Below are 26015 nucleotides of genomic sequence, written 5' to 3'. Positions count from 1 at the left end.
CGAAAGGGCTGCGCAGCAGCCCCCGGCAATTTTGCATGATGGCAAGAACCTAGGGCCGCTGCGCAGCCCTTTCGCGACACAAGGCCGCTCCTACAAGGGTCAGTGTTGCGCTTCAGGTTTATGTTCCGGCTCGCGGATCTTGTACCAGGCCACATACAGCGCCGGCAGGAACAGCAGCGTCAGCAGCGTTGCACTGATGATGCCGCCAATCATGGCGTAGGCCATCGGCCCCCAGAACACCTCGCGGGCAATCGGGATCATGCCCAGGCTCGCAGCGGCTGCCGTCAGCAGGATCGGGCGGCGGCGGTGATTGGTCGCCTCCACCACCGCATCCCACGGGGCAAAGCCCTGGGCCTCGAACTCGTCGATCTGGGTCACCAGAATGACCGAGTTGCGGATGATGATGCCGATCAGCGCAAGCACCCCGAGAATCGCCACAAAGCCCATCGGCGTGCCGGTCGGCACCAGCGCCAGCACCACACCGATCAGCCCCAGCGGCGCCACGCTGACCACCAGGAACAGCTTCTGCACGCTGTGCAGCTGGATCATCAGGAAGGTAGCCATCAGGAAGATCATCAGCGGCACCACCTGGCGGATCGGGCCTTGGGCCTTGGCGCTCTCCTCCACCGTGCCGCCGGTCGCCACTTCATAGCCAACCGGCAGCGCAGCGGCAAACTCGTCGATCTTCGGCTTCAGTTGGGCCACCAGGTCGGTAGGCTGGATGTCGCCGTTAACCGATGCCTTCAGGGTGATGGTCGGTTTGCGGTCACGTCGCCACACCAGCGGCTGCTCCAGCTCGTAGCGCACCGTGGCGAACGCCAGCAGCGGAATCGAGGCGCCGCTGGGGCTGACGATCTGCAGGTTCTGCAGGGTGTCGGGCGAGCCGCGTTCGCTGTCCTCGGCGCGGGCGACCACGTTGATCAGGTAGATGTTGTCGTTGACCTGGGTAATCGGTACGCCGCTGACGATGCTGTTCATCACATTGGCCACATCCTCGGACGACAACCCCAGCTGGCGCGCCTTGTCCTGGGCAATCTCCACGCGCAGCACCTTGCCTGGCTCGTTCCAGTCAAAAATCATCTCGCCAATGTTGGGGTTGCTGTCGAGCAAAGTGGCAAGATCGATGGCATGGGCGCGGACCTGGTCGATGTCTTTGCCGCTGACCCGGTACTGGATAGGCCGGCCCACGGGCGGGCCCATTTCCAGCGACTGGATGTTGGTGCCGATGCCGACGAAGTCTTTGCGCAAGCGCTCCTGCAGCCGCGCCATCAGCTCGCCACGTACCTCAAGGCCTTGGCTGACGATGACCAACTGGGCGTAGTAGGGGTTTTGCAGTTGCTGGTCCAACGGCAGGTAGAAGCGCAGCGCGCCCTGGCCAATGTAGGTGCTCCAACTGACGATATCCGGGTCGCCCTTCAAGGTCGCCTCGAAGCGGTCCACCACCTTGCGGGTCTCCTCGATAGAGGCGTTTTGCGGCAGGTTCAGGTCGACCAGAATCTCTGGCCGGTCAGACGAGGGGAAGAACTGGTTTTGCACAAAACGCATGCCCACCACCGACAGCACGAACAGCAGGATGGTGCCGACGACCGTTATCCAGCGGTGGCGCATGCACCACAGCAAGCCATGTTCGAAGCCCCGCCCTATCCGCCCGGGCTCGGCATCGTGGGCCTTGAGCTTGTTGCTGTTGAGCAGGTGCACGCCGAGTACCGGGGCAAAAAATACCGCCACCACCCACGACACCAGCAAGGCCACGGCAATGACCGCAAACAGCGTGAAGGTGTACTCCCCCGCCGAGCTTGCGTTGAGGCCGATGGGCACGAACCCCGCCACCGTCACCAAGGTGCCGGTGAGCATCGGGAACGCGGTCGAGGTATAGGCAAAGGTGGCCGCCTGTTCCTTGCTGTCCCCCATTTCCAGCCGCGTGACCATCACCTCCACCGTGATCATCGCGTCATCCACCAACAACCCCAGGGCGATGATCAGCGCGCCGAGCGAAATACGCTGCATGGTGATGTCGGTGTACTCCATGAACACGAACACCATGGCCAGCACCAGCGGGATCGAGCACGCCACCACCAGCCCGGCGCGCCAGCCGAGGCTGACGAAGCTCACCACCAGCACGATCACCACCGCCTCGAACAGCGCGCTGGTAAAGCCACCGACCGCCTGTTTGACCACCACCGCCTGGTCAGACACGGTGTGGACCTCAACGCCCACCGGCAGGTCAGCGGTGACCTTGTCCATGCGCTCACGCAGCAGTTGGCCAAACACCTGCATATTGCCGCCGGCTTTCATGCCAATGGCAAGGCCGATGGCGGTCTGGCCGTTGTAGCGGAACATCGGTGATGGCGGGTCGGCGTAGCCACGCTCGATATCGGCAATGTCGGCCAGGCGGAAAAACCGATCCTTGATGCGCAGGTTGACGTTGACCAGGTCTTTTTCCGAGGCGAACTGGCCGCTGGTGCGCACCGAAATGCGCTCGGGCCCCGCCTCGATCACCCCGGCAGGCGTCACCGCGTTCTGCGCCTGCAAAGCCTGCATCACCTGGCCTTGGTCGATACCGAGGGCTGCCAGCTTGCGGGTCGAGAAATTCAGGTACAGCACCTCGTCCTGGGTGCCGACAAGCTCGATCTTGCCGATGTTGGGCACATCGCGCACTTCAGCACGCACCTGCTCCACGTAGTCGCGCAACTGGCGCATTGTCAGGCCGTCGGCGGTAAAGCCGTAGATCGAGCCATACACATCGCCGAATTCATCGTTGAACGCCGGGCCTTGCAGGCCTTTGGGGAACTGCCCGCTGATGTCCTGGATCTTCTTGCGCACCTGGTACCAGATCTGCGGGATGTCCTTGGCCTTGGTGGTGTCGCGCAAGTACACGTAGACCGTGGATTCGCCGGGGCGGGTGTAGCTTTTCACATAGTCGAGCGAGTCGAGTTCCTCGAGCTTCTTCTCGATACGGTCGGTGACCTGCAGCAGCGTTTCGTCCTGGGTCGCGCCGGGCCAGCGGCTCTGGATCACCATGGTCTTGATGGTGAACGAGGGGTCCTCTTCACGGCCCAGGTTCAAGTAGGAGAACACGCCCATCAGCAGGCTGACCGCCATCAAGTACCAGACGAACGACTGATGGCGCAGCGCCCATTCGGAGAGGTTGAAGCTTCCTTTCATCGCACGTCCCCATCGAATGTGACCTTCTGGCCAGGCTTGAGCAGGTTGACCCCTGCGGTAACCACGCGCTCGCCTGGCTGTACGCCTGAAGACAGGACGATGCGCTCCCCATCGCGGTCGATCAGCAGCACGTCGCGGGTGGCGACGGTCTTGGTCTGCGGGTCCACCACCCACACCTGGGTCTTGCCGTCGCGCTCCAGCAGCGCGGTCAGCGGCAACTCGCTGCGCGGGGTCACCTCGGAGGTCAGGGTGACGCTTACGGCGGTGCCGAGGTGGAAGGTGTCCGGCGTGCTGTCCAGCGACAGCCGCGCCCGCCGCGTGCGGGTGGTGGCGTCGGCCTGCGGCTCCAGCTCGCGCAGGGTGGCGCTGGTATTGATGCTGGGGTCGAGCTGCAGGGAGACGGTGAAGGTCAGGCCTTCGCTCAACTGCTCGGCCAGATGGGTCGGCAAGTCGATGACGGCTTCCTTGATATCGGGCCGCGCCAGGGTGACCACGGCCTGGCCGGCACTGACCGTCTGCCCGGCCTCGGCCTGCCAGGCGGTCACTACGGCGGCATGGTCGGTGCGCAATGTGCTGTAGTCGAGCTGGTCGCGGGCCTGGCTGACCGCGGCACGGGCCTGCTCCAGCGACGCCCCGGTGGTTTTCAGGTTGGTCCGGGCGATGTCCAGCTGGGCCTGGGCGCCCACACCACGGTCATACAACTGTTGCTGGCGGCGGGCATCGGCCTGGGCGTTGATCCACTGCGCCTGCACCCTGGCCAGGTCGCCTTCGGCGGCGCGCAACTGGTTCTGCTGGTCGGTCGGGTCAAGGGTGGCAAGGGTGTCGCCTGGCTTCACCTGAGCGCCAACATCCAGCCAGCGCCGGGCAATGCGCCCGGACACGCGAAAGCCCAGGGTACTCTCGTAGCGCGCCTGGATAGACCCGGCGAAGCGCCCCAGCTGCGATTGCACCTGGGGCTGCACCACCACCGACAGCACCGGGCGCACCGGCGCGGCCTGCTCTTTTTCACTGCCGCAAGCAGCCAGCAACAGCGCGGCGGGCAACAGCAGGATCAGGCGGCTCATGGTTTGCCTCCGGCGCTTTGCGCTGTGACCTTTTCCACTTTCATGCCCGGGTGCAGCAGTTGGGCGCCGCCGACCACCACGGTTTCGCCGCCCTTGATGCCTTGGGCGATGACCACCTTGCCGGTCAGGTAGCGCGCCACCTGCACCTTGCGCAGCTCGACCTTGTCACCCTCGCCCACCACCCACACGGCAGGTTCGTGCAGCGCCTTGGTCAGCGCCGCCCAGGGCAGCTCGATGCTGGGGCGGCTCTGCGCGTTGCTGGTGACGGTTACCGCAGAGCCCAGTTGCATGCCCGACGGCACATTGCGCAGCGCCACCTTGACCTGCACGGTGCCGCTTTGCGCCGACACCGTCGGGGTAATCTCGCGCACATAGCCATGGGCCGTGACGCTGGCGTCGTCGAGCAGGCTGACCACTACGCCTTCGTTGCTGGGCGGGCTGACCAGCAGCGCCTCATAGACGTTGAACACCGCGTCGCGATCGCCATCCACTGCCAGGCTGAAGATCGGCATGGTCGCCTGCACCACCTGGCCCACCTCGGCCTGGCGCGCGGTAATCACCCCGTCAGCCTCCGACACCAGCGCGGTGTAGCTCAGTTGCTCATTGGCATTGGCCAACTGCGCCTGGGCCGCCTTGAGTGCGCTCTGGCTGCTGCGCAGCGCGGCCTGGGCTGCATCGTATTCGCTCTGGCTGGTATAGCCCTTGGGCAGCAGTTTTTGCTGGCGCACAAAGGCGGCGCTGGTCTGGGTGACCCGTGCCTGCTCGGCGAACACTGCGGCCTTGGCCGAATCGACGTTGTTCTGCAGGTCTTTCGGGTCGAGCCGCGCCAGCACCTGATTGGCCTTGACGTGGTCGCCCACATCGACGCTGCGCGAGACGATCTTGCCGCCCACACGGAACGAAAGGTCAGTCTGCACCCGCGCCTGCACATCGCCGGTCAGCGTCACCCGCGCGGCAAAGTCGGTGGGTTGCACCTGCTGGACCACCACCCGTGGCAGCTCCTCGGGGACCTTTTCTTCTCCACAGCCTGCAAGCAGCGACAACAGCCCCAGGCAAACAACCATCGGCGCACGCGTTACCGTCATGCAGGCTCCTTGCATCTACGAATGGTTTGTAGGACGCGATGAAAGCGTAGATCAGGGATCGACAAACGAAAGGGGAAACAGGTTCAAGAAAGCGAAGCGGGATGACGGCACTGCATCTGCCGCATTGTCAGGCCCTGTGGGGGATTCTATGGTTTTGTACAAGCCTGTTCTCGCCAGACATATCTCCTTGTGGCGAGCGGGCTTGCCCCGCGTTGGGCTGCGCAGCAGGCCTAAAAACACCAGGGTATCCTCGGGGCTGCTGCGCAGCCCAACGCGGGACAAGCCCGCTCGCCACCACTCTCTATCATTTCCCACGGGATTGGGAGCGGCCTTGATTGGCAAGCACTTCAGAACTCGTGATACCGAACCTAGTATTTTTGCCAGTAGCCGTTCTACACGGGCTCTAGCAGCATGGGTGCAATACGAACGCTTTACCGACTACGGCCGGATATGGACAGGGTTCCGACGGTGAACATCAGGAGGGCGCCATGGCAGCGTCAAAAAGATCAGCTTGTTTCTACCAGAACGGGCGTGTGTTTACTCAGCAGAACGAATTGTCAACGCGCACGATTTTTCAGCACCCCACTGGCCTCTTGGCGCAGCTTAACGCTGGGACAAAGGCCGGCCATTCACTCGTAGCCGTAAATAACAGCAACACCGTCGCAACGCTGTGTGGTCCAAATGATAATGAGCATCGTAGTTACACTGCATATGGCCAGCACCTGGCCCGCAACACGTCGCACAACCCCATGGCATTTAATGGTGAGCCGCTGGATTTGGCCACCGGCTGTTACTTTCTAGGCAATGGCTATCGCCTGTTTAACCCCGTTCTCATGAGATTCATCAGTCCTGATAGCTTGAGCCCGTTTGAGCGAGGCGGGGTGAATGCTTATGCCTACTGCGCGGGAGATCCGACCAATTACGTTGATCCTTCAGGCCACATTAGTTTCCTATTGGCTCAGAGAGTAAACCACGTCGCCGGTGCAATCGCATTAATCGCAGGCATAACATCAACAATCACGGTCGCTTTGGCAAGTTTCGTAAAGTCTGAAGACGCTAAAAAAGCGCTTCAGACGGTAAGTGCTGCCGCTTTGGGTTTAGGTATTATTGCTATAAGCGCTGCAGGCCTTGCACGCCGTGCAACGCTTTCGATACGCAGACGAAACCTAAATTCATTGAATTCAAATAGCCGTACAAGCAACCAATTTAACGACCCACCACCAAGTTACGAAGAGGCTGTTCGCACACCCCCCTCAATCACGGATGCCACAGTATTAAATGCAGCGTCGTCGCCTCCTAGCTACGAGGAGGCTATGGCCCGCACGCGGCAATTGGCTTCAACAAGCGGGTCATCGAATACTGGCTATGAGATGAGTACGTATGCCCAGAGGCGATCGTCTTCAACAAGCGTGTCATCCACAGCCAGAAGCGTGTCATCCACAGCTAGCGAAATGCGAGGGTTTTGAGTTCGGAGCGGGCCTGTCGGGTGAGTTTGCTCCCGCCCATCGCGCACTCGCGAGCCTACGACCGGATAGGGACAGGGTTCCGAAGGTGAACATCAGGAGGGCGCCATGGCAGCGTCAGAAAGATCAGCTTGTTTCTACAAGAACGGGCGTGTGTTTACTCAGCAGAACAAATTGTCAACGCGCACGATTTTTCAGCACCCCACTGGCCTTTTGGCGCAACTAAACACAGGTGCAAAGGCCAGCCGTTTACTCTTAGCGGTGAACTGTAGCAATACCGTCACTACCCTGTGTGGGCCAGAAGATAACGAGCAACGCCGTTACACCGCCTATGGCGAGTTCCTGGCCCGCGACGCGTTGCACAACCCCCTGGCGCTCAACGGGGAGCCGCTGGATGTGGCCACCGGTTGTTACTTGCTAGGTAATGGCTATCGGCTGTTCAACCCCGTCCTCATGAGGTTCATCAGCCCTGACAGCCTGAGCCCATTTGAACGAGGCGGAGTGAATGCTTATGTATACTGCGCCGGGGACCCGGTAAACAAGGTTGACCCATCAGGTCACTTCGCCGGGTTCGGGCTTGTGGGGTACTTGGCTATAGCCTCTGCAGCGACGGCCGTGGCGGCGAGCGTGGCGGCGTTCCTTGTGAAGCCCGATGCAGCAAAAATAGCCCTCGGGGTCATAGCTGCTGTCGCCATCTTTGCGACCCCACTATTAGGGCAACAAGCACTCGTGAACAGAAGGCTTTACCTCCGTGCGGGTGCCATAACCCGCTCATGGGCCAGCAGGGGTTCAGCTACGCTCAATTCCGCTGGAGCGCAGCCACGCGGACAAGGAAATGGCCTTCCTCTCACAGTGAGAGAACCTATCCAGAGCACCGCTCCATCCCAAACGCCTGCTCCCCCTGCGCAGACGGCTTCGTCGGCTGGAGTCGAACGAAACGCGACCAGCATTCGTCAAGCCGAAAGCGGCGCAACACCGAACAGCGCTGTTTGAAACTTCGCAGATGCGCAGGCCCTGCAAGGCCCTGCAAGGCCCTGCACAGTGCAGGGCCTTGCAGGGCAGTTTACCCATCGATGAGCTGCCTCAGACCTGGCTGACAGCCTGGGCCGGGCGGCGGCTTTGCGCCTGGCCTGCGTTGGCCACGGCACCTTCCTCGATAGCCTGCTGAATCGCCTTGCGGCGGCGCTCTTCGGCGCGGCGGCTGAAGAACCAGACCAAGAAGGTCACCAGCGACACCGACAGCAGGATCAAACTGGCCACGGCGTTGATTTCAGGCTTGACGCCCAACCGTACAGCCGAGAACACTTCCATCGGCAACGTGGTCGAGCCTGGGCCGGATACGAAGCTTGCCAGTACCAGGTCATCCAGCGACAGGGCAAACGACATCATGCCGCCCGCTGCCAGCGACGGCGCAATCATCGGGATGGTGATCAGGAAGAACACCTTCCATGGCTTGGCGCCCAGGTCCATGGCGGCTTCTTCGATGGACAGGTCCAGTTCACGCAGCCGCGCCGACACCACCACCGCCACATAAGCCGCGCAGAACGTGGTGTGGGCGATCCAGATGGTGACGATGCCACGCTCCTGCGGCCAGCCGATCATCTGCGCCATGGCCACGAACAGCAGCAACAGCGACAGACCGGTGATCACCTCTGGCATCACCAGCGGCGCGGTGACCAGGCCGCCGAACAGCGTGCGGCCCTTGAAGCGGGTAACCCGGGTCAACACGAACGCTGCCAAGGTGCCCAGCGCCACCGCAGCGACCGCCGTGTACAGGGCGATCTCCAGCGAGCGCATCACCGAACCCATCAGTTGGGTGTTGTCGAGCAGGCCGACATACCACTTGATCGACCAGCCACCCCACACCGTCACCAGCTTCGAGGCGTTGAACGAGTAGATCACCAGGATCAGCATCGGCAGGTAGATGAACAGCAAGCCGAGCACCAGCATCAGCTTGGAGAAACTGAAGCGTTTCATGCGCGGCCCTCCATTTCTTTGGCCTGGCTGCGGTTGAACAGCAGGATCGGCACAATCAGGATCGCCAGCATTACCACGGCGAGCGCCGAAGCCACCGGCCAGTCACGGTTGTTGAAGAACTCCTGCCACAGCACCTTGCCGATCATCAGGGTTTCCGGGCCGCCCAGCAGTTCAGGGATGACGAACTCGCCCACCACCGGGATGAACACCAGCATGCAGCCGGCGATGATGCCGTTTTTCGACAGCGGCACGGTGATTTTCCAGAAGCTGTTGAACGTGCTCGAACCAAGGTCGGACGCGGCCTCCAACAGGCTCTGGTCGTGTTTTACCAGGTTTGCATACAGCGGCAGGATCATGAACGGCAGGTACGAATAGACCACGCCGATATACACCGCCAGGTTGGTATTCAGAATCTGCAGCGGTTGATCGATCAGCCCCAGCCACATCAGGAAGCTGTTGAGCAGCCCGTTGTTGCTGAGAATGCCCATCCAGGCATACACGCGGATCAGGATCGCGGTCCAGGTCGGCATCATGATCAGCAGCAGCAGAACCGTCTGCGACTCCTTGCGCGCGTTGGCGATGGCATAGGCCATCGGGTAGCCGATCAGCAGGCACAACAGCGTGCTGAAGAATGCCATTTTCAGCGAGCCCAGATAGGCCGCCAGGTACAGCTCGTCTTCGGTCAACAGGCCGTAGTTGGCAAGGTTCAGCACCAGCTGGATCTTGCTTTCGACGAAGGTGTAGATCTCGGTGTACGGCGGAATCGCAACGTCGGCTTCGGCAAAGCTGATCTTCAACACGATGAAGAACGGCAGCATGAAGAACAGGAACAGCCAGATGAACGGCACGCCGATCACCACATGCCGCCCCTCCGGGATGAGGCGCTGGAAGGCTCGCTTGAGCTTGCGAACTTTCATGACCGCAGTACCACGCCGCTGTCGTCTTCCCACCACACGAACACTTCATCGTCCCAGGTCGGCCGGGTGCCCTGGCGTTCGGCGTTGGCCACGAACGACTGGACGATCTTGCCGCTGGGCAGTTGCACGTAGAACACCGAGTGGCCGCCCAGGTAGGCGATGTCGTGGATCTTGCCGCGCGACCAGTTGTGCTCGAAGTCAGGCTGGGTGGTGGTGACCAGCATTTTTTCCGGGCGCAGGGCATAGGTGATGTGCTTGTCTTCCACCGACGTGCTCACGCCGTGGCCGACGTAGATCTTGCGCTCAAGCTCGGGGCTTGCGATCAGCGCGTGGCCTTCGGCGTCGTCGATCACTTCACCTTCGAACAGGTTGACGTTGCCGATGAACTCGCACACCAGGCGGCTGGTGGGGGTCTCGTAGATGTCCACCGGCGAGCCGATCTGGGCGATCCAACCCAGGTGCATGATGGCGATGCGCTGGGCCATGGTCATGGCCTCTTCCTGGTCGTGGGTGACCATCACGCAGGTCACGCCCACGCGCTCGATGATCTCTACCAGCTCAAGCTGCATCTGCGAACGCAGTTTCTTGTCCAGCGCGCCCATCGGTTCATCGAGCAGCAGCAGCTTGGGGCGCTTGGCCAGCGAACGGGCCAGGGCCACACGCTGACGCTGGCCGCCGGACAACTGATGCGGCTTGCGCTTGGCGTACTGGCTCATGTGCACCAGCTTGAGCATCTCGGCCACGCGGGCGTCGATCTCGGCCTTGGGCATCTTGTCCTGCTGCAGGCCGAAGGCGATGTTCTGCGCCACGGTCATGTGCGGGAACAGCGCATAGGATTGGAACATCATGTTGATCGGCCGCTCGTAGGGCGGCATATCGGTGATGTCGACGCCATCGAGGAAAATCCGCCCTTCGGTCGGGCGCTCGAAGCCTGCCAGCATGCGCAGCAAGGTGGACTTGCCGGAACCGGAGCCCCCGAGCAGGGCGAAGATTTCGCCCTTGCGGATTTCCAGGGACACATCGTCCACGGCGATGGTTTCGTCGAACTTCTTCGTAACCCGGTCGATCTTGACCAGCACCTGCTTGGGTTGCTGGCCACCCTCGAGGGCTTTCTTATAGGCACCGGAGGCAACTGCCATGAGTGAAACTCCCAACAAGATTTATGTGCCCGCCCGGCGCGCTCACGCAAGGGCCTTGGCGGGCCTGAGTGTTGTTACTTGCCCGACTTGACCTTGGTCCAGCTGCGGGTCATGAGACGTTGCACCTTGGGTGGCAACTCGGCGTTGACGAACATTTTGTCCAGCACTTCCTGCGGTGGGTAAACCGCGGCGTCAGTCCTTACGGCCTGGTCCATCAGGTCGCCAGCCTTGGGGTTCGGGTTGGCGTAACCGACGTAATCACTGACCTGGGCAATAACCTCAGGTTTCAGTAAATAGTTGATGAAGGCGTGGGCCTGCTTGACGTTCTTGGCATCCTTGGGGATCGCCAGCACATCGAACCAGAGGTTGCCGCCTTCCTTGGGAATGGCGTAGGCCAGGTTCACGCCCTTCTTGGCTTCTTCAGCGCGGGCCTTGGCCTGGAACACATCACCCGAGAAACCCGCCGCGACGCAGATGTCGCCGTTGGCCAGGTCGGTGATGTATTTGGAGGAGTGGAAGTAAGTCACATACGGGCGCACTGCCAGCAGCTTCTGCTCGGCCTTGGCGTAGTCCTTGGGGTTGCTGCTGTTGGGGTCGAGCCCCATGTAGTTGAGCACCGCCGGGAGCATTTCGTCCGCCGAATCGAGAAACGCCACGCCGCACTTGGACAGCTTTTTCATGTTCTCGGGTTCGAACAACACCGCCCAGGAGTCGATGGTATCGACGCCCAGCGCGGCCTTGACCTTCTCGACGTTGTAACCGATGCCATTGGTGCCCCACAGATAAGGCACGGCATACAGGTTGCCGGGGTCGTTCTTCTCCAGGCGCTTCATCAGCGCCGGGTCGAGGTTGGAATAGTTGGGCAGCAGCGTCTTGTCGAGCTTCTGGAAGGCGCCCGCCTTGATCTGCTTGCCCAGGAAATGGTTGGACGGCACCACCACGTCATAGCCGGTGTTACCGGCCAGCAGTTTGCCTTCCAGGGTTTCGTTGGAGTCGAAAACATCCTGTACCGGCTTGATACCGGTTTCTTTCTCGAAATCCGCCAGTGTGGTCGGGCCGACGTAGTCGGACCAGTTATAGAAATGCACCGTGGGCGCCGCTTGGACGCTGCATGCCAGCGTCAGACCCGCTCCAGCCATCAAGGCCTTGCGATAAAGGGAAGTAGACAAGTGGATGGTCCTCACAATCAGTGCCTTTGCGGGCGGGACTAACTGGCCGCTAACGCAAAACCGGCGCGCAACTTACCGTCACGGCGTGGATGCCGCAAACTTATTTGCCGCAAACTGCCCCCTGGCCGGAAAAGCCCGGCGCAGAGGGCGTCGCATCAGGCTTACTTGCCCGACTTGATCTTGGTCCAGCTGCGGGTGATGACGCGCTGTACGGCAGCTTCTGGCGCTGCAATGGCGTACAGCTGCTTTTTCACTTCAGCCGGTGGATAGATGCTTGGGTCGCCGGTGATGTCCTTGTCGACAAACTGGGTCGCGGCCTTGTTGCCGTTCGGGAAACGTACGGCGTTGGTGATTTCGGCCATGACTTCCGGTTGCAGCAGGAAATCCATGAACTTGTAGGCGGCTTCTTTATGCTCGGCATCTTTCGGGATGGCGACCATGTCGTAGAAGGTGCCGGCACCTTCCTTCGGAATCACGTAGTCCAGCTTGACCTTGTCGCCGGCTTCGTGGGCGCGGGCCTTGGACTGCTCCAAGTCACCCGAGTAACCGACGGCTACGCAGATGTTGCCGTTGGCCAGGTCGCCAATGTACTTGGAGGAGTGGAAGTAGGTGATCGAAGGACGGATCTTGAGGAACAGGTCCTCGGCGGCCTTGAGGTCTTCTTTCTTGGTGGAGTTGGTCGGCAGGCCCAGGTAGTGCAGCGCGGCCGGGAGCATTTCGGTCGGCGCATCGAGGAAGCTCACGCCGCAGCTCTTGAGCTTGGCGATGTTCTCAGGCTTGAACACCACGTCCCACGAGTCGATCTTGTCCACGCCCAGGGCAGCCTTGACCTTCTCCGGGTTGTAGCCGATGCCGATCGAACCCCACATGTAGGGGAAGGCGTACTTGTTGCCCGGGTCGCTGGCATCGCCCACGGCCTTGAGCAGATCTTCGTCGAGGTTCTTCCAGTTGGCCAGCTTGGAGCGGTCCAGCTCCTGGTAGACGCCGGCCTTGATCTGCTTGGCCAGGAAGTTGTTGGACGGCACCACGATGTCGTAACCGGACTTGCCGGCCAGCAACTTGGCTTCGAGGGTTTCGTTGCTGTCGAAGACGTCGTACTTGACCTTGATACCCGACTGTTTCTCGAACTTGGCGATGGTGTCCGGCGCGATGTAGTCCGACCAGTTGTAGACGTTCAACACCTTGTCTTCAGCCTGAACAGCGGTCGCCATGGCACCCATCAGGGCCGCGGCCAGCAGCGTCTTGCCCATTTTCTTCATGCGTAATGCTCCAGAATTATTATCAAGCCATCTGTTCAGCAGCCAGGACACCTGCTGGGCGACTGAAACAGCCGTTAGTCTGGCAAGTTACACGGCGCCGTATCAAGGAAAGCCGCCCCTTGTAACGACTTAATGTCACCTCGCCAGCCTAGCAGACCGTTATCTGATCGCTTCCAGGGTCAGATCAAGGCACTTGCGCGCCTTTTCCACCAGTTCATCCACCTCGGCGTGGCTGATCACCAACGGCGGCGCGATGATCATGGTGTCACCGACAGCGCGCATGATCAGGCCGTTATCGAAGCAGAAGTTGCGGCACAGCATGCCCACGCCTTTGCCTTCGTAACGGCTGCGGGAGGCCTTGTCCTTGACCAGCTCGATTGCACCGAGCAGCCCAAGACCGCGCACTTCGCCCACCAGAGGGTGGTCCTGCAGCTCACGCAGTCGTTTTTGCAAGTAGGGTGCCACTTCACTGCGCGCCTTCTCGACGATGTGCTCGTCACGCAGGATGCGCAGGTTTTCCAGCCCCACCGCCGCAGCCACCGGGTGGCCGGAATAGGTGAAGCCATGGTTGAAGTCGCCGCCTTCGCTGAGCACCTGGGCCACTTTGTCACGCACGATCACACCGCCCATGGGGATGTAACCGGAGGTCAGGCCCTTGGCGATAGTCATCAGGTCAGGCTGCAGCCCGTAGTAATCAGAGCCGAACCATTCGCCGGTGCGGCCAAAACCGCAGATCACTTCGTCGGCGACAAACAGGATGTCGTACTTGGCGAGGATCTCTTTGACCCTCGGCCAGTACGTTTCGGGTGGAATGATCACCCCGCCGGCGCCCTGGATCGGCTCGGCAATAAAAGCGGCGACGTTGTCTTCGCCGACTTCGAGAATCTTCTTTTCAAGCTGTTCTGCCGCCCAGACGCCGAAGGCATCCGGGGCCATGTCGCCGCCCTCGCCAAACCAGTATGGCTGGGGGATATGCACGATGCCGGGAATCGGCAGGCCGCCCTGCTCGTGCATGCCACTCATGCCGCCCAGGCTTGCGCCAGCGACGGTGGAGCCGTGGTAGCCGTTGACCCGGCCAATGATCGTCTGCTTGCTCGGCTTGCCCTTCAGCGCCCAGTAATGCCGCACCATGCGCAGTACCGTGTCATTACCTTCGGAGCCGGAACTGGTGAAGAACACATGGCTCATGCCCTCAGGGGCCAGATCGGTGATCGCCTTGGCAAGCTCCAGCGCTGGTGGGTGGGCGGTCTGGAAAAACAGGTTGTAGTAAGGCAGCTCGCGCATCTGCTTCTCGGCGGCCTGAACCAGTTCTTCGCGGCCATACCCCACCGCCACGCACCACAGCCCGGCCATGCCGTCGAGGATCTTGTGCCCCTCGCTGTCCCACAAATGCACGCCCTGGGCCTTGGTGATGATGCGCGGCCCCTTGGCCTTCAGCTGTTTGTAGTCGCTGAACGGGGCCAGGTGGTGGTCGCCGCTCAGGGCCTGCCATTCACGGGTTTGCGGGTTGACGACGCTCATCTGCCTCTCCAGTTTCGGCTGGCCGCCCGCAGGCGGCCCTAGGGTTGATCACACCGCGAACAGCAGGAACTCACGCTCCCAGGAGCTGATCACGCGCTTGAAGTTCTCGTGTTCGGCGCGCTTGGTCGCGACGTAGCCGGTGATGAACTTCTTGCCCAGGTACTGCTCGAGTGCGCGGCTGACTTCCATGCGCTCAAGGGCGTCCTCGATGGTCAGCGGCAGGCGCAGGTTGCGCCGCTCGTAACCACGGCCCTGTACCGGCGCACTGGCTGCAATGCCCTCGACCATGCCGATGTAGCCGCACAGCAGGCTCGCGGCAATGGCCAGGTACGGGTTGGCGTCAGCGCCCGGCAGACGGTTTTCGACGCGGCGGTTCTGCGGGCCGGCATCCGGTACGCGCAGGCCGACGGTGCGGTTTTCTTCGCCCCACTCCACGTTTACCGGCGCCGAGGTATCGGGCAGGAAGCGGCGGAACGAGTTGACGTTAGGCGCGAACAGCGGCAATGCCTCGGGGATGAACTTCTGCAGGCCACCGATGTGATTGAGGAACAGCTCGCTCATGCTGCCGTCTTCGTTGCTGAAGATGTTCTTGCCAGTGGCGGCATCGACCACGCTCTGGTGCAGGTGCATGGCGCTGCCTGGCTCACCGGTCATGGGCTTGGCCATGAAGGTTGCGGCCACGTTGTGCTTGAGTGCGGCCTCTCGCATGGTGCGTTTGAACACCAGAATCTGGTCGGCCAGGTGCAGGGCGTCGCCGTGACGGAAGTTGATTTCCATCTGCGCGGTGCCGTCCTCGTGGATCAGCGTGTCGAGGTCCAGGTTCTGCAGTTCGCACCAGTCGTAGACATCCTCGAACAGCGGGTCGAATTCGTTGGCCGCTTCGATGGAGAACGACTGGCGGCCGGTTTCCGGGCGCCCGGAGCGGCCAACCGGCGGCTGTAATGGGAAGTCCGGGTCTTCGGCGCGTTTGGTCAGGTAGAACTCCATCTCCGGCGCGACAATCGGCTGCCAGCCTTTTTCGGCGTACAGCTTGAGTACCTTTTTCAGCACATTGCGCGGCGACAGTTCGACCGGGTTGCCCTTCTTGTCGTAGGTGTCGTGGATCACCTGGGCAGTCGGCTCGATGGCCCAAGGCACGAGAAACACCGCGTTCTCGTCGGGGCGGCAGATCATGTCGATGTCGGCCGGGTCGAGCAGTTCGTAATAGATGTCATCGTCGACGTAATCGCCGGTCACGGTCTGCAGTAGCACGCTCTCGGGCAGGCGCATGCCTTTTTCGGCGATGAACTTGTTGGTCGGCGAGATCTTGCCGCGGGTGATACCGGTCAGGTCGCTGATCAGGCATTCCACTTCGGTGATCTTGTGCTCTTTCAACCAATCGGTGAGCTGGTCGAGGTTGTTACTCATAAATACCTCAGGAGGCAGTGTGGCGCGGTTCAAGTTCGGCGCACAGCGCGCCGCGGGGCCTGGGAAGGCCCACGTCCTGATTCTGGAGGGAGTGCTTGGCTAAAGCAAAAGCCCTCGCGCAGGACCACAGCAGATACAGCCGGCAAAGGCGTGTCCACAGTGAAAGCGTAGGGCAGAAAGAAAGGAAAACGTGCAGTAAAGCGTTACGAGGCATGGCGCGTGGGTGCAAACCGTCAATTATTGCGGCCAGGCTAGCAACGCATTGTTGCAAGCATGCAATGACCGGACGGTAACCGGGAGATATGCCTGAGCGCACCGTGCAGGCGGCGTTTTCAGGCCTCGACAGGCAGACCATGTGACCCTCGTATTATTGTGTTCTGGGTTGCGACCGAGCTTAGCCTTGTTCATTTTTTTACACAACACCCCCGTAAAAAATAAAGGACGCCCCTCGCCAGATAACCCTTCAGCACGAAAATAGCGGATAATGCGACGCCCCGATATGCAGCAAATCTGCCGTAGATGTGCCATTTAAGGGCGTCAGGGGGCTGGCTTGACTTCAACTGGTCTTTCCGATTGACTGGGGTTGCAAGCCCCCCTTGATTGATATTTTTAACAACAAAGGTGTTGCATCATGTCGGTACCCCCGCGTGCCGTTCAGCTTAACGAAGCGAACGCGTTCCTTAAGGAACATCCTGAGGTTCTCTACGTTGACCTTCTGATTGCAGATATGAATGGTGTGGTGCGCGGCAAGCGCATAGAGCGCACCAGCCTCCACAAGGTTTACGAAAAGGGCATCAACCTCCCCGCCTCTCTCTTTGCCCTGGACATCAACGGCTCGACCGTCGAAAGCACAGGGCTTGGCCTGGACATCGGCGATGCCGACCGCATCTGCTACCCGATCCCGGACACCCTGTGCAACGAGCCGTGGCAGAAGCGCCCCACAGCGCAACTGCTGATGACCATGCACGAGATCGAAGGCCAGCCGTTCTTTGCCGACCCGCGTGAAGTCCTGCGCCAGGTGGTGAGCAAGTTCGACGACATGGGCCTGACCATCTGCGCCGCGTTCGAACTCGAGTTCTACCTGATCGACCAGGAAAACGTGAACGGCCGTCCGCAGCCGCCGCGCTCGCCGATTTCGGGCAAGCGTCCGCAGTCCACCCAGGTGTACCTGATCGACGACCTCGACGAATACGCCGACTGCCTGCAGGACATCCTCGAAGGCGCCAAGGAACAAGGCATTCCGGCCGACGCCATCGTCAAGGAAAGCGCCCCGGCGCAGTTCGAAGTCAACCTGCACCACGTGCCGGACCCGCTCAAGGCCTGCGACTATGCAGTGCTGCTCAAGCGGCTGATCAAGAACATCGCCTACGACCATGAAATGGACACCACATTCATGGCCAAGCCCTACCCGGGCCAGGCAGGCAACGGCCTGCATGTACACATTTCCGTGCTGGACAAAGATGGCCACAACATCTTCACCAGCGAGGATCCCGAGCAGAACGCCGCGCTACGTCACGCTGTCGGCGGTGTGCTCGAGACCCTGCCCGCCTCCATGGCGTTCCTGTGCCCCAACGTCAACTCGTACCGCCGGTTCGGCGCGCAGTTCTATGTGCCGAACGCACCGAGCTGGGGCCTGGACAACCGCACCGTGGCGCTGCGTGTGCCCACCGGTTCTGCAGACGCCGTGCGCCTGGAGCACCGTGTGGCCGGCGCCGATGCCAACCCGTACCTGATGATGGCTGCGGTACTTGCTGGCGTTCACCATGGCCTGACCAACAAGGTCGAGCCGGGCGAGCCGATTGCCGGCAACTCGTACGAGCAGTTGGACCAGAGCCTGCCGAACAACCTGCGCGATGCCCTGCGCGAGCTGGACGACAGCGAAATCCTCAACAAGTACATCGATCCGAAGTACATCGACATCTTTGTCGCGTGCAAGGAAAGTGAGCTTGAGGAGTTCGAGCATTCGATCTCCGACCTTGAGTACAACTGGTACCTGCACACCGTGTAAGCAAAAACGCCGCCCACAAGGGCGGCGTTTTTCGTTGGCCAAACTGCCTGCGGATGTAGGAGCGGCCTTGTGTCGCGAAAGGGGTGCGTAGCGCCCCAGTCCTTAGCTTGAAATACAAATCACCGGGGCCGCTCTGCGGCCCTTTCGCGACACAAGGCCGCTCCTACACCGCGCAGGTGGGTTACAAAGCTTTCTCGAAAATCTTCGAATTGCGCTGGAAGTTGTACAGCGAAGCCCGCGCTGCCGGCAGCCGCTCCACACCACTGGGCAAGAAGCCGCGTTCACGGAACCAGTGCGCAGTGCGCGTGGTAAGCACGAACAGCGTATTCAACCCAAGCTTGCGCGCCCGCGTTTCGATGCGTTCGAGCAATTCGTCACCGCGCCCGCCATGGCGGTACTCAGGGTTCACCGCCAGGCACGCAAGCTCGCCGGCTTCGGAATCAGCAATCGGGTACAGCGCAGCGCAAGCGATGATCATGCCCTCGCGCTCGACCACACTGAACTGCTCGATCTCACGCTCCAGCACCTCGCGCGAACGGCGCACTAGAATGCCCTGCTCTTCAAGCGGGCTGATCAAGTCGAGCAAGCCGCCGACATCCTCGATGGTCGCCTCGCGCACCACCTCGAACTGCTCCTGCGACACCAGCGTGCCACCACCACCACGGGTGAACAGCTCGTTGAGCAGCGCGCCGTCTTCGACATAACTGACGATATGGCTACGCGCCACACCGCCCTTGCAGGCTTCGGCGGCAGCATCGAGCAACTCGGCCTGGTAATCGCTGCCCAGGCGCAGCAAGTGCGGGGCGACCTGTTGCGGGCGCAGTTCGCGCACCAGTTGCCCGCGCTCATCCAGCAGCCCCGACTCGGCGCCAAACAGCAGCAGTTTGTCGGCGCCAAGCTCGATGGCCGCGCGGGTGGCAACGTCTTCACAGGCGAGGTTGAAAATCTCGCCTGTGGGCGAGTAGCCCAGTGGCGACAACAACACGATGGAGCGCTCATCCAGCAGCCGGCTGATGCCTTTGCGGTCCACTCGGCGCACTTCGCCAGTGTGGTGGTAGTCGACCCCTTCCAGCACGCCGATCGGCCGTGCGGTAACCAGGTTGCCGGACGCCACGCGCAGGCGCGAACCCTGCATTGGCGAGGCAGCGATGTCCATCGACAGGCGCGCCTCGATGGCCAGGCGCAAGGCGCCAACGGCATCGATCACGCAATCGAGGGTCGCGGCATCGGTGATGCGCAGGCCGCGATGGTAATGCGGCGTCAGGCCCCGAGCCGCCAGGCGGCTTTCGATCTGCGGGCGGGAGCCGTGAACCAGGACCAGGCGCACGCCAAGGCTATGCAACAGCACCAGGTCGTGGACGATATTGCCGAAATTCGGATGGTCGACGCCATCACCGGGGAGCATGACCACAAAAGTGCAGTCGCGGTGGGCGTTGATGTACGGAGAAGCATGGCGCAGCCAGTTGACGTAATCGGGCATGACAAGGCCTGTGGATAAGTGAACGGAGAACGAAAAGGCGCACAACGTTCGAAAGTCATCGTCGGTACAGGCTTGCGGTCACGCGCGGTCTCCTTTAGGCAAACAACGAATCAGGTCAATGGACGTTTAGCCCAGGCAATAGTGCCGGACAAGATCACGCAATAGACGCACGGTAGGCTCGATACGTGACATTTCAAGGTATTCGCCAGGCTGGTGGGCGCAGGCAATGTCGCCTGGGCCGAGCACGATGGTCTGGCAGCCAAGCTGCTGAAGATAAGGCGCTTCGGTGCCAAAGGCCACCGCTTCAGCGCGATGGCCGGTCAATCGTTCGGCCAGCAGTACCAGTTCTGCATCTGCCGCCTCTTCGAACGAGGGCACCTCGGGGAACAGCGGGGCGTAGTCGATCTGCACCTCGAACCGCTCGGCCAAAGGCGCCAGCTTGCTGCGAATGGCCGCACGCAGGGGCTCGGCATCCATGCCCGGAAGGGGGCGCAGGTCGAACTCCAGGGCGCACTGGCCGCAGATGCGGTTGGGGTTGTCGCCGCCGTGGATGCAGCCGAAGTTCAGCGTCGGGGTGGGCACGGTGAACTGCGGGTTGCTGTATTTGGCCTGCCAGTCACGGCGCAGGCCCATCAGTTCGCCCATCACCGCGTGCATCGCCTCCATGGCGCTGCGGCCCAGATTCGGGTCCGAGGAATGGCCGCTACGCCCAAGGATGTCGATGCGGTCCATGAGGATGCCCTTGTGCATGCGGATCGGCTTGAGCCCGGTAGGTTCGCCAATCACCGCCGCCCGCCCGAGTGGCTGGCCGGCTTCGGCCAAGGCACGGGCGCCGGACATCGAGCTTTCTTCATCGCAGGTGGCCAGAATCAGCAGCGGCTGCTTGAAGTCGTGCTCAAGCAGCGGCGTTATGGCCTCGATCACCAAGGCAAAGAAGCCTTTCATGTCACAGCTGCCCAAACCGACCCAGCGGCCATCGACCTCGGTGAGCTTGAGCGGGTCGCTGGCCCACAGTTGCGGGTCGAACGGCACCGTATCGCTGTGCCCGGCCAGCACCAGGCCGCCAGGGCCAGTGCCACGGCTGGCGAGCAGGTTGAATTTGCCAGGGGTGACCTGCTGGATTTCACAGGTAAAGCCCAGGTCGCCCAACCAGCCGGCCAGCAGGTCGATGACCGGGCGGTTGGACTGGTCCAGCGCAGGCTGGGTGCAGCTCACCGATGGGGCGCCGATCAGGGCGGCGAACTGGTCTTTCAGCGATGGCAACGGCATGCGCGGGCTCCTCTAAAGCAAGGGGCATCATAACCATGGAGGCGCTTGATAGGGCAACCGGTGGCGTTATCGTGGCAGCGCGGCTGCGCCAGTCTAAGAGGATTCGTCGCCCAAGTGCTGTAGACTGCCCGGCAACGATGCCCTTCCTTCCGAGCCCGCGATGCACAAAGAAACCGAACTCAAACTCCGCGCCAGCCGCGAGACCCTTGCCGCCCTGCGCGAGCACCCCCTGCTGAAAAAGCGCAACAAGTCCGGCTGGCAGACCCGCGAACTGCTCAACCAGTACTTCGACACCCCGGCGCGTGAGCTGTCCGCTGCCCGTGTTGCCCTGCGTCTGCGCCGCGACGGCGAGGTCATCATCCAGACGCTCAAATGCCGTGGCCAGAGCGTGGCCGGCCTGTCCGAGCGCAACGAATACGAGTGGCCGCTGGAAAAGGCCAAGCTCGACCTGAAAAAGCTCGACGCTACCTGCTGGCCCGAGCAACTGGCAGCGCTTGATAAAAAAACCATCAAGCCGCTGTTCAGCACCGATTTCACCCGCGAATACGCCGAAATATCCTGGGGCCGCGGCAAGGCCAAAGTGGTCATCGAAGCCGCTCTGGACCTGGGCTTCGTGGTGGTCGGCAAGCGCAAGGAAGAAATCTGCGAGCTGGAGCTTGAGCTGCGCGAAGGCGACCCTGCCGCCCTGCTTGAACTGGCCGCCGAGCTGGCTGCAACCCTGCCGCTGATGCCGTGCGATGTCAGCAAGGCCGAACGCGGCTACCGCCTGCTTGATGAAGGCAGCTACCAGCTCGACCTGCCGGTCAGCGAGCTGCACGCCGAAATGCCACTGGACGACGCCTACGCCGCGCTGGCCTGGCAACTGCTGGGCAGCAGCCAGCGCCTGGCCGAGCAATATCGCCACAGCGGCCACTGGCGCCTGCTGCAGGACTGGGTGCAGTGCCTGGCCGAACTGCGCGCCATTACCGCAAGCCTTGGCCAGGCCGCGCCGCGCCCGGTCACCAAAGCCCTGCGCACCAGCCTCGACGCTTTGCTGGAAGACTGGCGCCCGCTGGTACAAGCCGGTAACGACGACGAAGACATCCGCCGCGCAGCCCCCGAGCAGTTCGTCGAAGAGCTGCAGGACCCGCGCTGGGGCCAGTTCTCGCTGGAAACCGCACGCTGGCTCACGGCCCGCGCCTGGACCGTCGAGCGCAAAGGCCGTGGCGAGCGTCAGGGCAACGCGCAGTTGAACAGCTGGCTGGAGCATCAGTTGGGCGAAGAAGCCCGCGCCCTGAAGCTGCCGCTGTACGTGCAGCGCCCGGAAGACCTGGCTGAGCAGTTGCCGCGCATCGAAGGCATCCTGGCCTGGCTGCACCACGCCCGCCAGGTGCTTGAGCTGCCACAACTGGACCGCCTGTACGGTGAGCTGAACAAGCTGCACGAGCTGGCCGAGCAGCCGCTGGGCGAAGAGCAGAAGGACGAACTGCTGGAGGCGCGCATCGAGCAAGCCCGCGCCATCGAGCAGAACCGCGCCTGGAAATTGCTGCTCAAGGCCTGATCGGCCCGCGAAACCGCGCCCGACATCAATATCGCGTCTGGGCGGGGTCTCTGTAGGAGCGGCCTTGTGTCGCGAACGGGCTGCGAAGCAGCCCTGGCGATCTTGCATGATGCCGAAATCCTGGGGCCGCTTCGCAGCCCTTTCGCGACACAAGGCCGCTCCTACAGGCGACAGCGTCTTTTGTGGGCTAGCTAGCGCCCCAGCGGCAAGCTGGTGGTGCTCTTGATTTCAGACAGTGCCACGATCGAATTCACTTCTTGAATACCCGGCACGTTAGACAGCTTTTCGAAGAAGAAGCGTTCATAAGCTTCGATATCTGCGGTGACGATGCGCAGCAGGAAATCCACCGACCCCATCAGCACATAACACTCCAGCACCTCGGGGAAGCCGCGAATCGCGTCGGTGAACTCGGTAAAGTTCGAACGCCCGTGGGCATTGAGCTTAACCTCGGCAAAAATCTGCGTATTGAGGCCGACTTTCTTGCGATCAAGCAGGGTCACCTGCCCGCGAATCACCCCTTCCTCCTTCAAACGCTGGATCCGCCGCCAGCACGGCGACTGCGAAAGCCCCACACGCTCGGCAATCTGCGCACTGGACAGCGAAGCGTCCTCTTGCAGCAGGTCCAGAATCCGTCGGTCATAAGCGTCCAGCTCGCCATGCATGATTAATTCACCCAATCCGCCATTCAAGAATTGAATAGGTCGCCAACCCAGTCGTTTAGCTGAATCATAGCGAAACAATACCCGAATCGGCATGCAACAATTTCCGCACTTTCGCGGAGACTCAGCATGAACGCACTCGAACGCCCCCTCGCCTCACCCCGCCTTGACGCCTGGGCTGCCAGCACCGCGCACAGCACCGTGCAGTACCGCCTGCGGGCAGAGGCCGAACCGGACACCCTGTGCCGCGTGCTGAACCTGTTCGCATTGCAGTTTCTGACCCCGCATAGCGTTCAGGTCAGCCAGCACGAAGACATGCTCGACATGCACATCGGCATTGGCGGACTGAGCTGGCACCGCGCCGAAGTCATTGCACAAAAATTGCGCAATCTGGTCTGCGTCGCAGAGGTCAGCCTGGAGAACACGCCCTGCCTCGCCGAAGTGGCGGCAGGCTGAACCCGGCAAGATTCCGAAACCCTTTGCCCGCTCGCAGGTGCACAGCTGCGGCTAGCCTTGCAGGTCTTCCCTCCTGGCAAGGATGCCGCCATGTTCGCCAACGACACCCTCGACCTCGACCTGCGCCGCCTGCTTGATGTGCTACTGGCCGAGCAACGAATCACCACCAACGCAGTCCTCGAGGCCCTCGCACAGGCCAAGCTGCACCCTGCCCAGCACCCGCTGGAGCTGATTGCCGCGTTGGCCCTGCCTGACCTGCAAAACCCCGGTCAGGCCCTGGGCCTGGATACCCTGTGCCAGTGGCTGGCCGCGCAGGTTGGCCAACCGTTTCGCCACATCGACCCGCTACAGGTTGACCTGCCCAAGGTCAGCACGGTGATGTCAGCAGCCTTCGCCCGCCGCCACGGCATCCTGGCGCTGGCGGTGGATGCCAACAGCGTCACCGTGGCCAGCGCCCAGCCCTACCAGCGTGAATGGGAGGCAGACCTTGCCGGCAGCCTGGGCAAGCGCGTGCAGCGGGTGCTGGCCAGCCCGTTGCAGATACGCCAGCTGGCATCCACGTTCTTCGGCCTGGCGCAATCAGTGAGTGGCGCCGACCAGCAGCAGCCCAACCGCCTTGGCGAACTGGAGCAACTGCTTGAGCTGGATACCGGCCAGGCCCAGTCCTGCGCGGACGACGCGCACATCGTGCATGTGGTCGACTGGATGCTGCAGTACGCCATCGAGCAGCGCGCCAGCGATATTCACCTGGAGCCGCGCCGGGAGCAGGGTCATCTGCGCTTGCGCATCGATGGCCTGCTGCACTCGGTCTACGCGTTCCCGGCGGGCGTCACGCTGGCCATGGTCAGCCGCTTGAAGCACCTCGGCCGAATGAACGTGGCCGAAAAACGCAGGCCCCAGGATGGCCGCCTGAAAAGCCGTCTTGCAGGCGGCGCCGAAATCGAGCTGCGCCTTTCAACCCTGCCCACGCCCTTTGGCGAGAAGCTCGTGCTGCGCCTGTTCGACCCTCAGCAGCAGCACGAAACCCTGCCCTGCCTCGGCCTGCAAGGCACGCTGCTGGAGCGCTGGAAAACCCTGCTGCAACAGCGCCAGGGCATCCTGCTGGTGACCGGGCCGACCGGCTCAGGTAAAACCAGCACGCTATATGCCAGCCTGCGCCTGCTGGCCACGCCCCAAGTCAACCTGTGCAGCATCGAAGATCCTATCGAGCGGCTGGAACCTGCAATCAACCAACTGCAAGTGCAACCTGCTCTGGACCTGACCTTTGCCGATGGCGTGCGGGCGCTGCTGCGCCAGGACCCGGACATCATCATGATTGGCGAAATCCGCGACCAAGAGACTGCCCAGGTAGCCGTGCAAGCGGCGCTCACCGGGCACCTGGTGCTGTCGACGCTACACACCAACGACGCCTGTAGCGCCGTCACCCGCCTGCTGGAGCTGGGCGTGGCCAGTTATCTGGTCAAGGCGACCTTGATCGGCGTCATGGCCCAGCGCCTGATCCGTACCTTGTGCAGCGCATGCCGGGGCACAGCGCAGCACGGGGATGGCGCATGCAGCTTATGCCGGGGCACCGGGTTTCACGGGCGCACCGGGCTTTTCGAACTGCTCAAGGTCAGCAATGGCCTGCGCGAACGGATCAACCCCGGCGCCGACCTTGCGGCGTTGCGCCAGCAGGCTTTGGCAGAGGGCATGCGCGACTTGCGAGGTTGCGGGCAGGATCGGATCGGCCAGGGCCTGACAAGCCTGGAAGAGGTGCTGAGGGTCTGTGGATAAGTGACATGAGCCCCGTGTGTGCGGGAACTTGGTGGGTGGTTTATAGCTCCAAGGAGCATCTCAACCGCCCTCATCAATCGAGGTGAATCATCATGCGTTTCAAAGCAGCCATTGCCGCTACCCTTGTGTTGTCGCTCCCCGTCGGTTCGGCCATGGCCGACTCGTTCTGGCGCAACGTCATCTCGTCGGGCGCAACCACCGGCTCGACCTACCTGACCTTCAAGGACCACAAGCTGATCGCCGCCGCCCAGGATGACGCCGGCAGCTTCGTCGCCAGCGAAGGCGCGATTCGTGGCCCCTACCTGGAAGCCGCCATGCGCCAGGTGCGCGCCGACAACCCAGGTGCGCAGGCTAGCGACATGGAACTGGCCAATGCCATTCTGGCGAAGAACGCCGTAGCGCAGTGAGCCAAAACGGCACGCCCAGATAAAATCGCTGGGCAGGGTGGTAACGGGCTTGCCCCGCGATAGCGATAGCACTACCAGCATCGCATCGCTGGGCAAGCCCGCTCCCACGGTGCCCAGTTCTCTGCGCGACAGCGCAGCCCGGAAGGGCTGGTTGATCTCCCACAGAGCTCGCCCATCCCAATATCGATGCCGTCTACGCGGTCAGTGTAGGAGCGGCCTTGTGTCGCGAAAGGGCTGCGAAGCAGCCCCAGGATCTG

General features: G+C 61.9%; 20 protein-coding genes. 7 read left to right on the top strand and 13 right to left on the bottom strand.

The window, feature by feature from the left end:
• Positions 1-99: 99 nt before the first annotated feature.
• Genes HU720_RS18570 through HU720_RS18560 form a run of 3 tightly spaced genes read right to left on the bottom strand, consistent with a single transcriptional unit; the run spans position 100 to position 5314 of the window.
• Complete coding sequence (locus tag HU720_RS18570) at positions 100-3165, bottom strand: efflux RND transporter permease subunit (protein ID WP_186521543.1); 3066 nt, start codon at positions 3163-3165, stop codon at positions 100-102.
• On the bottom strand, positions 3162-4229 hold the full coding sequence (locus HU720_RS18565) for an efflux RND transporter periplasmic adaptor subunit (RefSeq protein ID WP_186521541.1): 1068 nt from the start codon (positions 4227-4229) through the stop codon (positions 3162-3164). Before HU720_RS18565 ends, HU720_RS18570 begins: the two co-directional genes overlap by 4 nt.
• Positions 4226-5314 carry an efflux RND transporter periplasmic adaptor subunit gene (locus HU720_RS18560; protein WP_186521538.1) on the bottom strand — a complete coding sequence of 363 codons (1089 nt, stop codon included), beginning with the start codon at positions 5312-5314 and terminating at the stop codon, positions 4226-4228. The genes HU720_RS18565 and HU720_RS18560 overlap by 4 nt, the downstream gene beginning before the upstream one ends.
• Before the next feature lie 488 nt (positions 5315-5802).
• Here HU720_RS18560 and HU720_RS18555 point away from each other — a divergent pair, with 488 nt between their 5' ends.
• Both HU720_RS18555 and HU720_RS18550 read left to right on the top strand, forming a co-directional pair.
• The gene (locus HU720_RS18555) at positions 5803-6780 is read left to right on the top strand and encodes an RHS repeat-associated core domain-containing protein (RefSeq protein ID WP_186521536.1); all 978 of its coding nucleotides are present in this window, start codon (positions 5803-5805) and stop codon (positions 6778-6780) included.
• Positions 6781-6885: 105 nt separating this feature from the next.
• Positions 6886-7770 carry an RHS repeat-associated core domain-containing protein gene (locus HU720_RS18550; RefSeq protein WP_186521534.1) on the top strand — a complete coding sequence of 295 codons (885 nt, stop codon included), beginning with the start codon at positions 6886-6888 and terminating at the stop codon, positions 7768-7770.
• Between the two features lie 90 nt (positions 7771-7860).
• Here HU720_RS18550 and HU720_RS18545 read toward each other — a convergent pair whose 3' ends face one another.
• The 7 genes from HU720_RS18545 to HU720_RS18515 form a co-directional block, all read right to left on the bottom strand.
• Positions 7861-8754, bottom strand: a complete 894-nt coding sequence (locus HU720_RS18545; protein ID WP_186521532.1) for an ABC transporter permease subunit — start codon at positions 8752-8754, stop codon at positions 7861-7863.
• Entirely contained in the window at positions 8751-9632 is an 882-nt protein-coding gene (locus tag HU720_RS18540) for an ABC transporter permease subunit (protein WP_186521547.1), read from the bottom strand. Before HU720_RS18540 ends, HU720_RS18545 begins: the two co-directional genes overlap by 4 nt.
• A gap of 35 nt (positions 9633-9667) precedes the next feature.
• Complete coding sequence (gene potA, locus HU720_RS18535) at positions 9668-10810, bottom strand: polyamine ABC transporter ATP-binding protein (protein WP_186521530.1); 1143 nt, start codon at positions 10808-10810, stop codon at positions 9668-9670.
• A gap of 74 nt (positions 10811-10884) precedes the next feature.
• Positions 10885-11979 carry a polyamine ABC transporter substrate-binding protein gene (locus tag HU720_RS18530; protein WP_186521528.1) on the bottom strand — a complete coding sequence of 365 codons (1095 nt, stop codon included), beginning with the start codon at positions 11977-11979 and terminating at the stop codon, positions 10885-10887.
• Positions 11980-12140: 161 nt separating this feature from the next.
• Positions 12141-13238, bottom strand: coding sequence for a polyamine ABC transporter substrate-binding protein (locus HU720_RS18525; RefSeq protein WP_186521525.1), 1098 nt, complete (start codon positions 13236-13238; stop codon positions 12141-12143).
• 159 nt (positions 13239-13397) lie between these two features.
• Complete coding sequence (locus HU720_RS18520; protein WP_186521523.1) at positions 13398-14759, bottom strand: aspartate aminotransferase family protein; 1362 nt, start codon at positions 14757-14759, stop codon at positions 13398-13400.
• Between the two features lie 48 nt (positions 14760-14807).
• On the bottom strand, positions 14808-16166 hold the full coding sequence (locus HU720_RS18515; protein ID WP_186521521.1) for a glutamine synthetase family protein: 1359 nt from the start codon (positions 16164-16166) through the stop codon (positions 14808-14810).
• A gap of 631 nt (positions 16167-16797) precedes the next feature.
• Here HU720_RS18515 and HU720_RS18510 point away from each other — a divergent pair.
• Complete coding sequence (locus HU720_RS18510) at positions 16798-18174, top strand: glutamine synthetase family protein (RefSeq protein ID WP_186521519.1); 1377 nt, start codon at positions 16798-16800, stop codon at positions 18172-18174.
• Positions 18175-18355: 181 nt separating this feature from the next.
• On the opposite strand, the gene argA is transcribed toward HU720_RS18510, so the two are convergent.
• Both argA and argE read right to left on the bottom strand, forming a co-directional pair.
• Positions 18356-19654 (bottom strand): amino-acid N-acetyltransferase, encoded by a 1299-nt coding sequence (gene argA, locus HU720_RS18505; RefSeq protein WP_186521517.1) that lies wholly within the window; start codon positions 19652-19654, stop codon positions 18356-18358.
• A gap of 126 nt (positions 19655-19780) precedes the next feature.
• The gene (argE, locus tag HU720_RS18500) at positions 19781-20923 is read right to left on the bottom strand and encodes an acetylornithine deacetylase (RefSeq protein WP_186521515.1); all 1143 of its coding nucleotides are present in this window, start codon (positions 20921-20923) and stop codon (positions 19781-19783) included.
• A gap of 160 nt (positions 20924-21083) precedes the next feature.
• Here argE and HU720_RS18495 point away from each other — a divergent pair, with 160 nt between their 5' ends.
• Positions 21084-22463, top strand: coding sequence for a CYTH domain-containing protein (locus tag HU720_RS18495; protein ID WP_186521513.1), 1380 nt, complete (start codon positions 21084-21086; stop codon positions 22461-22463).
• 191 nt (positions 22464-22654) lie between these two features.
• On the opposite strand, the gene HU720_RS18490 is transcribed toward HU720_RS18495, so the two are convergent.
• Positions 22655-23125, bottom strand: coding sequence for an Lrp/AsnC family transcriptional regulator (locus HU720_RS18490; protein WP_186521545.1), 471 nt, complete (start codon positions 23123-23125; stop codon positions 22655-22657).
• 126 nt (positions 23126-23251) lie between these two features.
• On the opposite strand from HU720_RS18490, the gene HU720_RS18485 reads away from it, so the two are divergent.
• The 3 genes from HU720_RS18485 (at position 23252) to HU720_RS18475 (ending at position 25758) form a co-directional block, all read left to right on the top strand.
• Entirely contained in the window at positions 23252-23578 is a 327-nt protein-coding gene (locus tag HU720_RS18485) for a hypothetical protein (protein ID WP_186521511.1), read from the top strand.
• Positions 23579-23668: 90 nt separating this feature from the next.
• On the top strand, positions 23669-25351 hold the full coding sequence (locus HU720_RS18480) for a GspE/PulE family protein (RefSeq protein WP_186521509.1): 1683 nt from the start codon (positions 23669-23671) through the stop codon (positions 25349-25351).
• A gap of 92 nt (positions 25352-25443) precedes the next feature.
• Complete coding sequence (locus HU720_RS18475) at positions 25444-25758, top strand: DUF2388 domain-containing protein (RefSeq protein ID WP_186521500.1); 315 nt, start codon at positions 25444-25446, stop codon at positions 25756-25758.
• Positions 25759-26015: the final 257 nt, after the last annotated feature.

The sequence above is a fragment of the Pseudomonas sp. SWRI51 genome (assembly GCF_014268825.1).
In the GTDB taxonomy this organism is placed as follows: domain Bacteria; phylum Pseudomonadota; class Gammaproteobacteria; order Pseudomonadales; family Pseudomonadaceae; genus Aquipseudomonas; species Aquipseudomonas farsensis.
The sequence above is the reverse complement of the archived record's forward strand: the minus strand, read 5'-3'. Positions and strand labels throughout refer to the sequence as shown.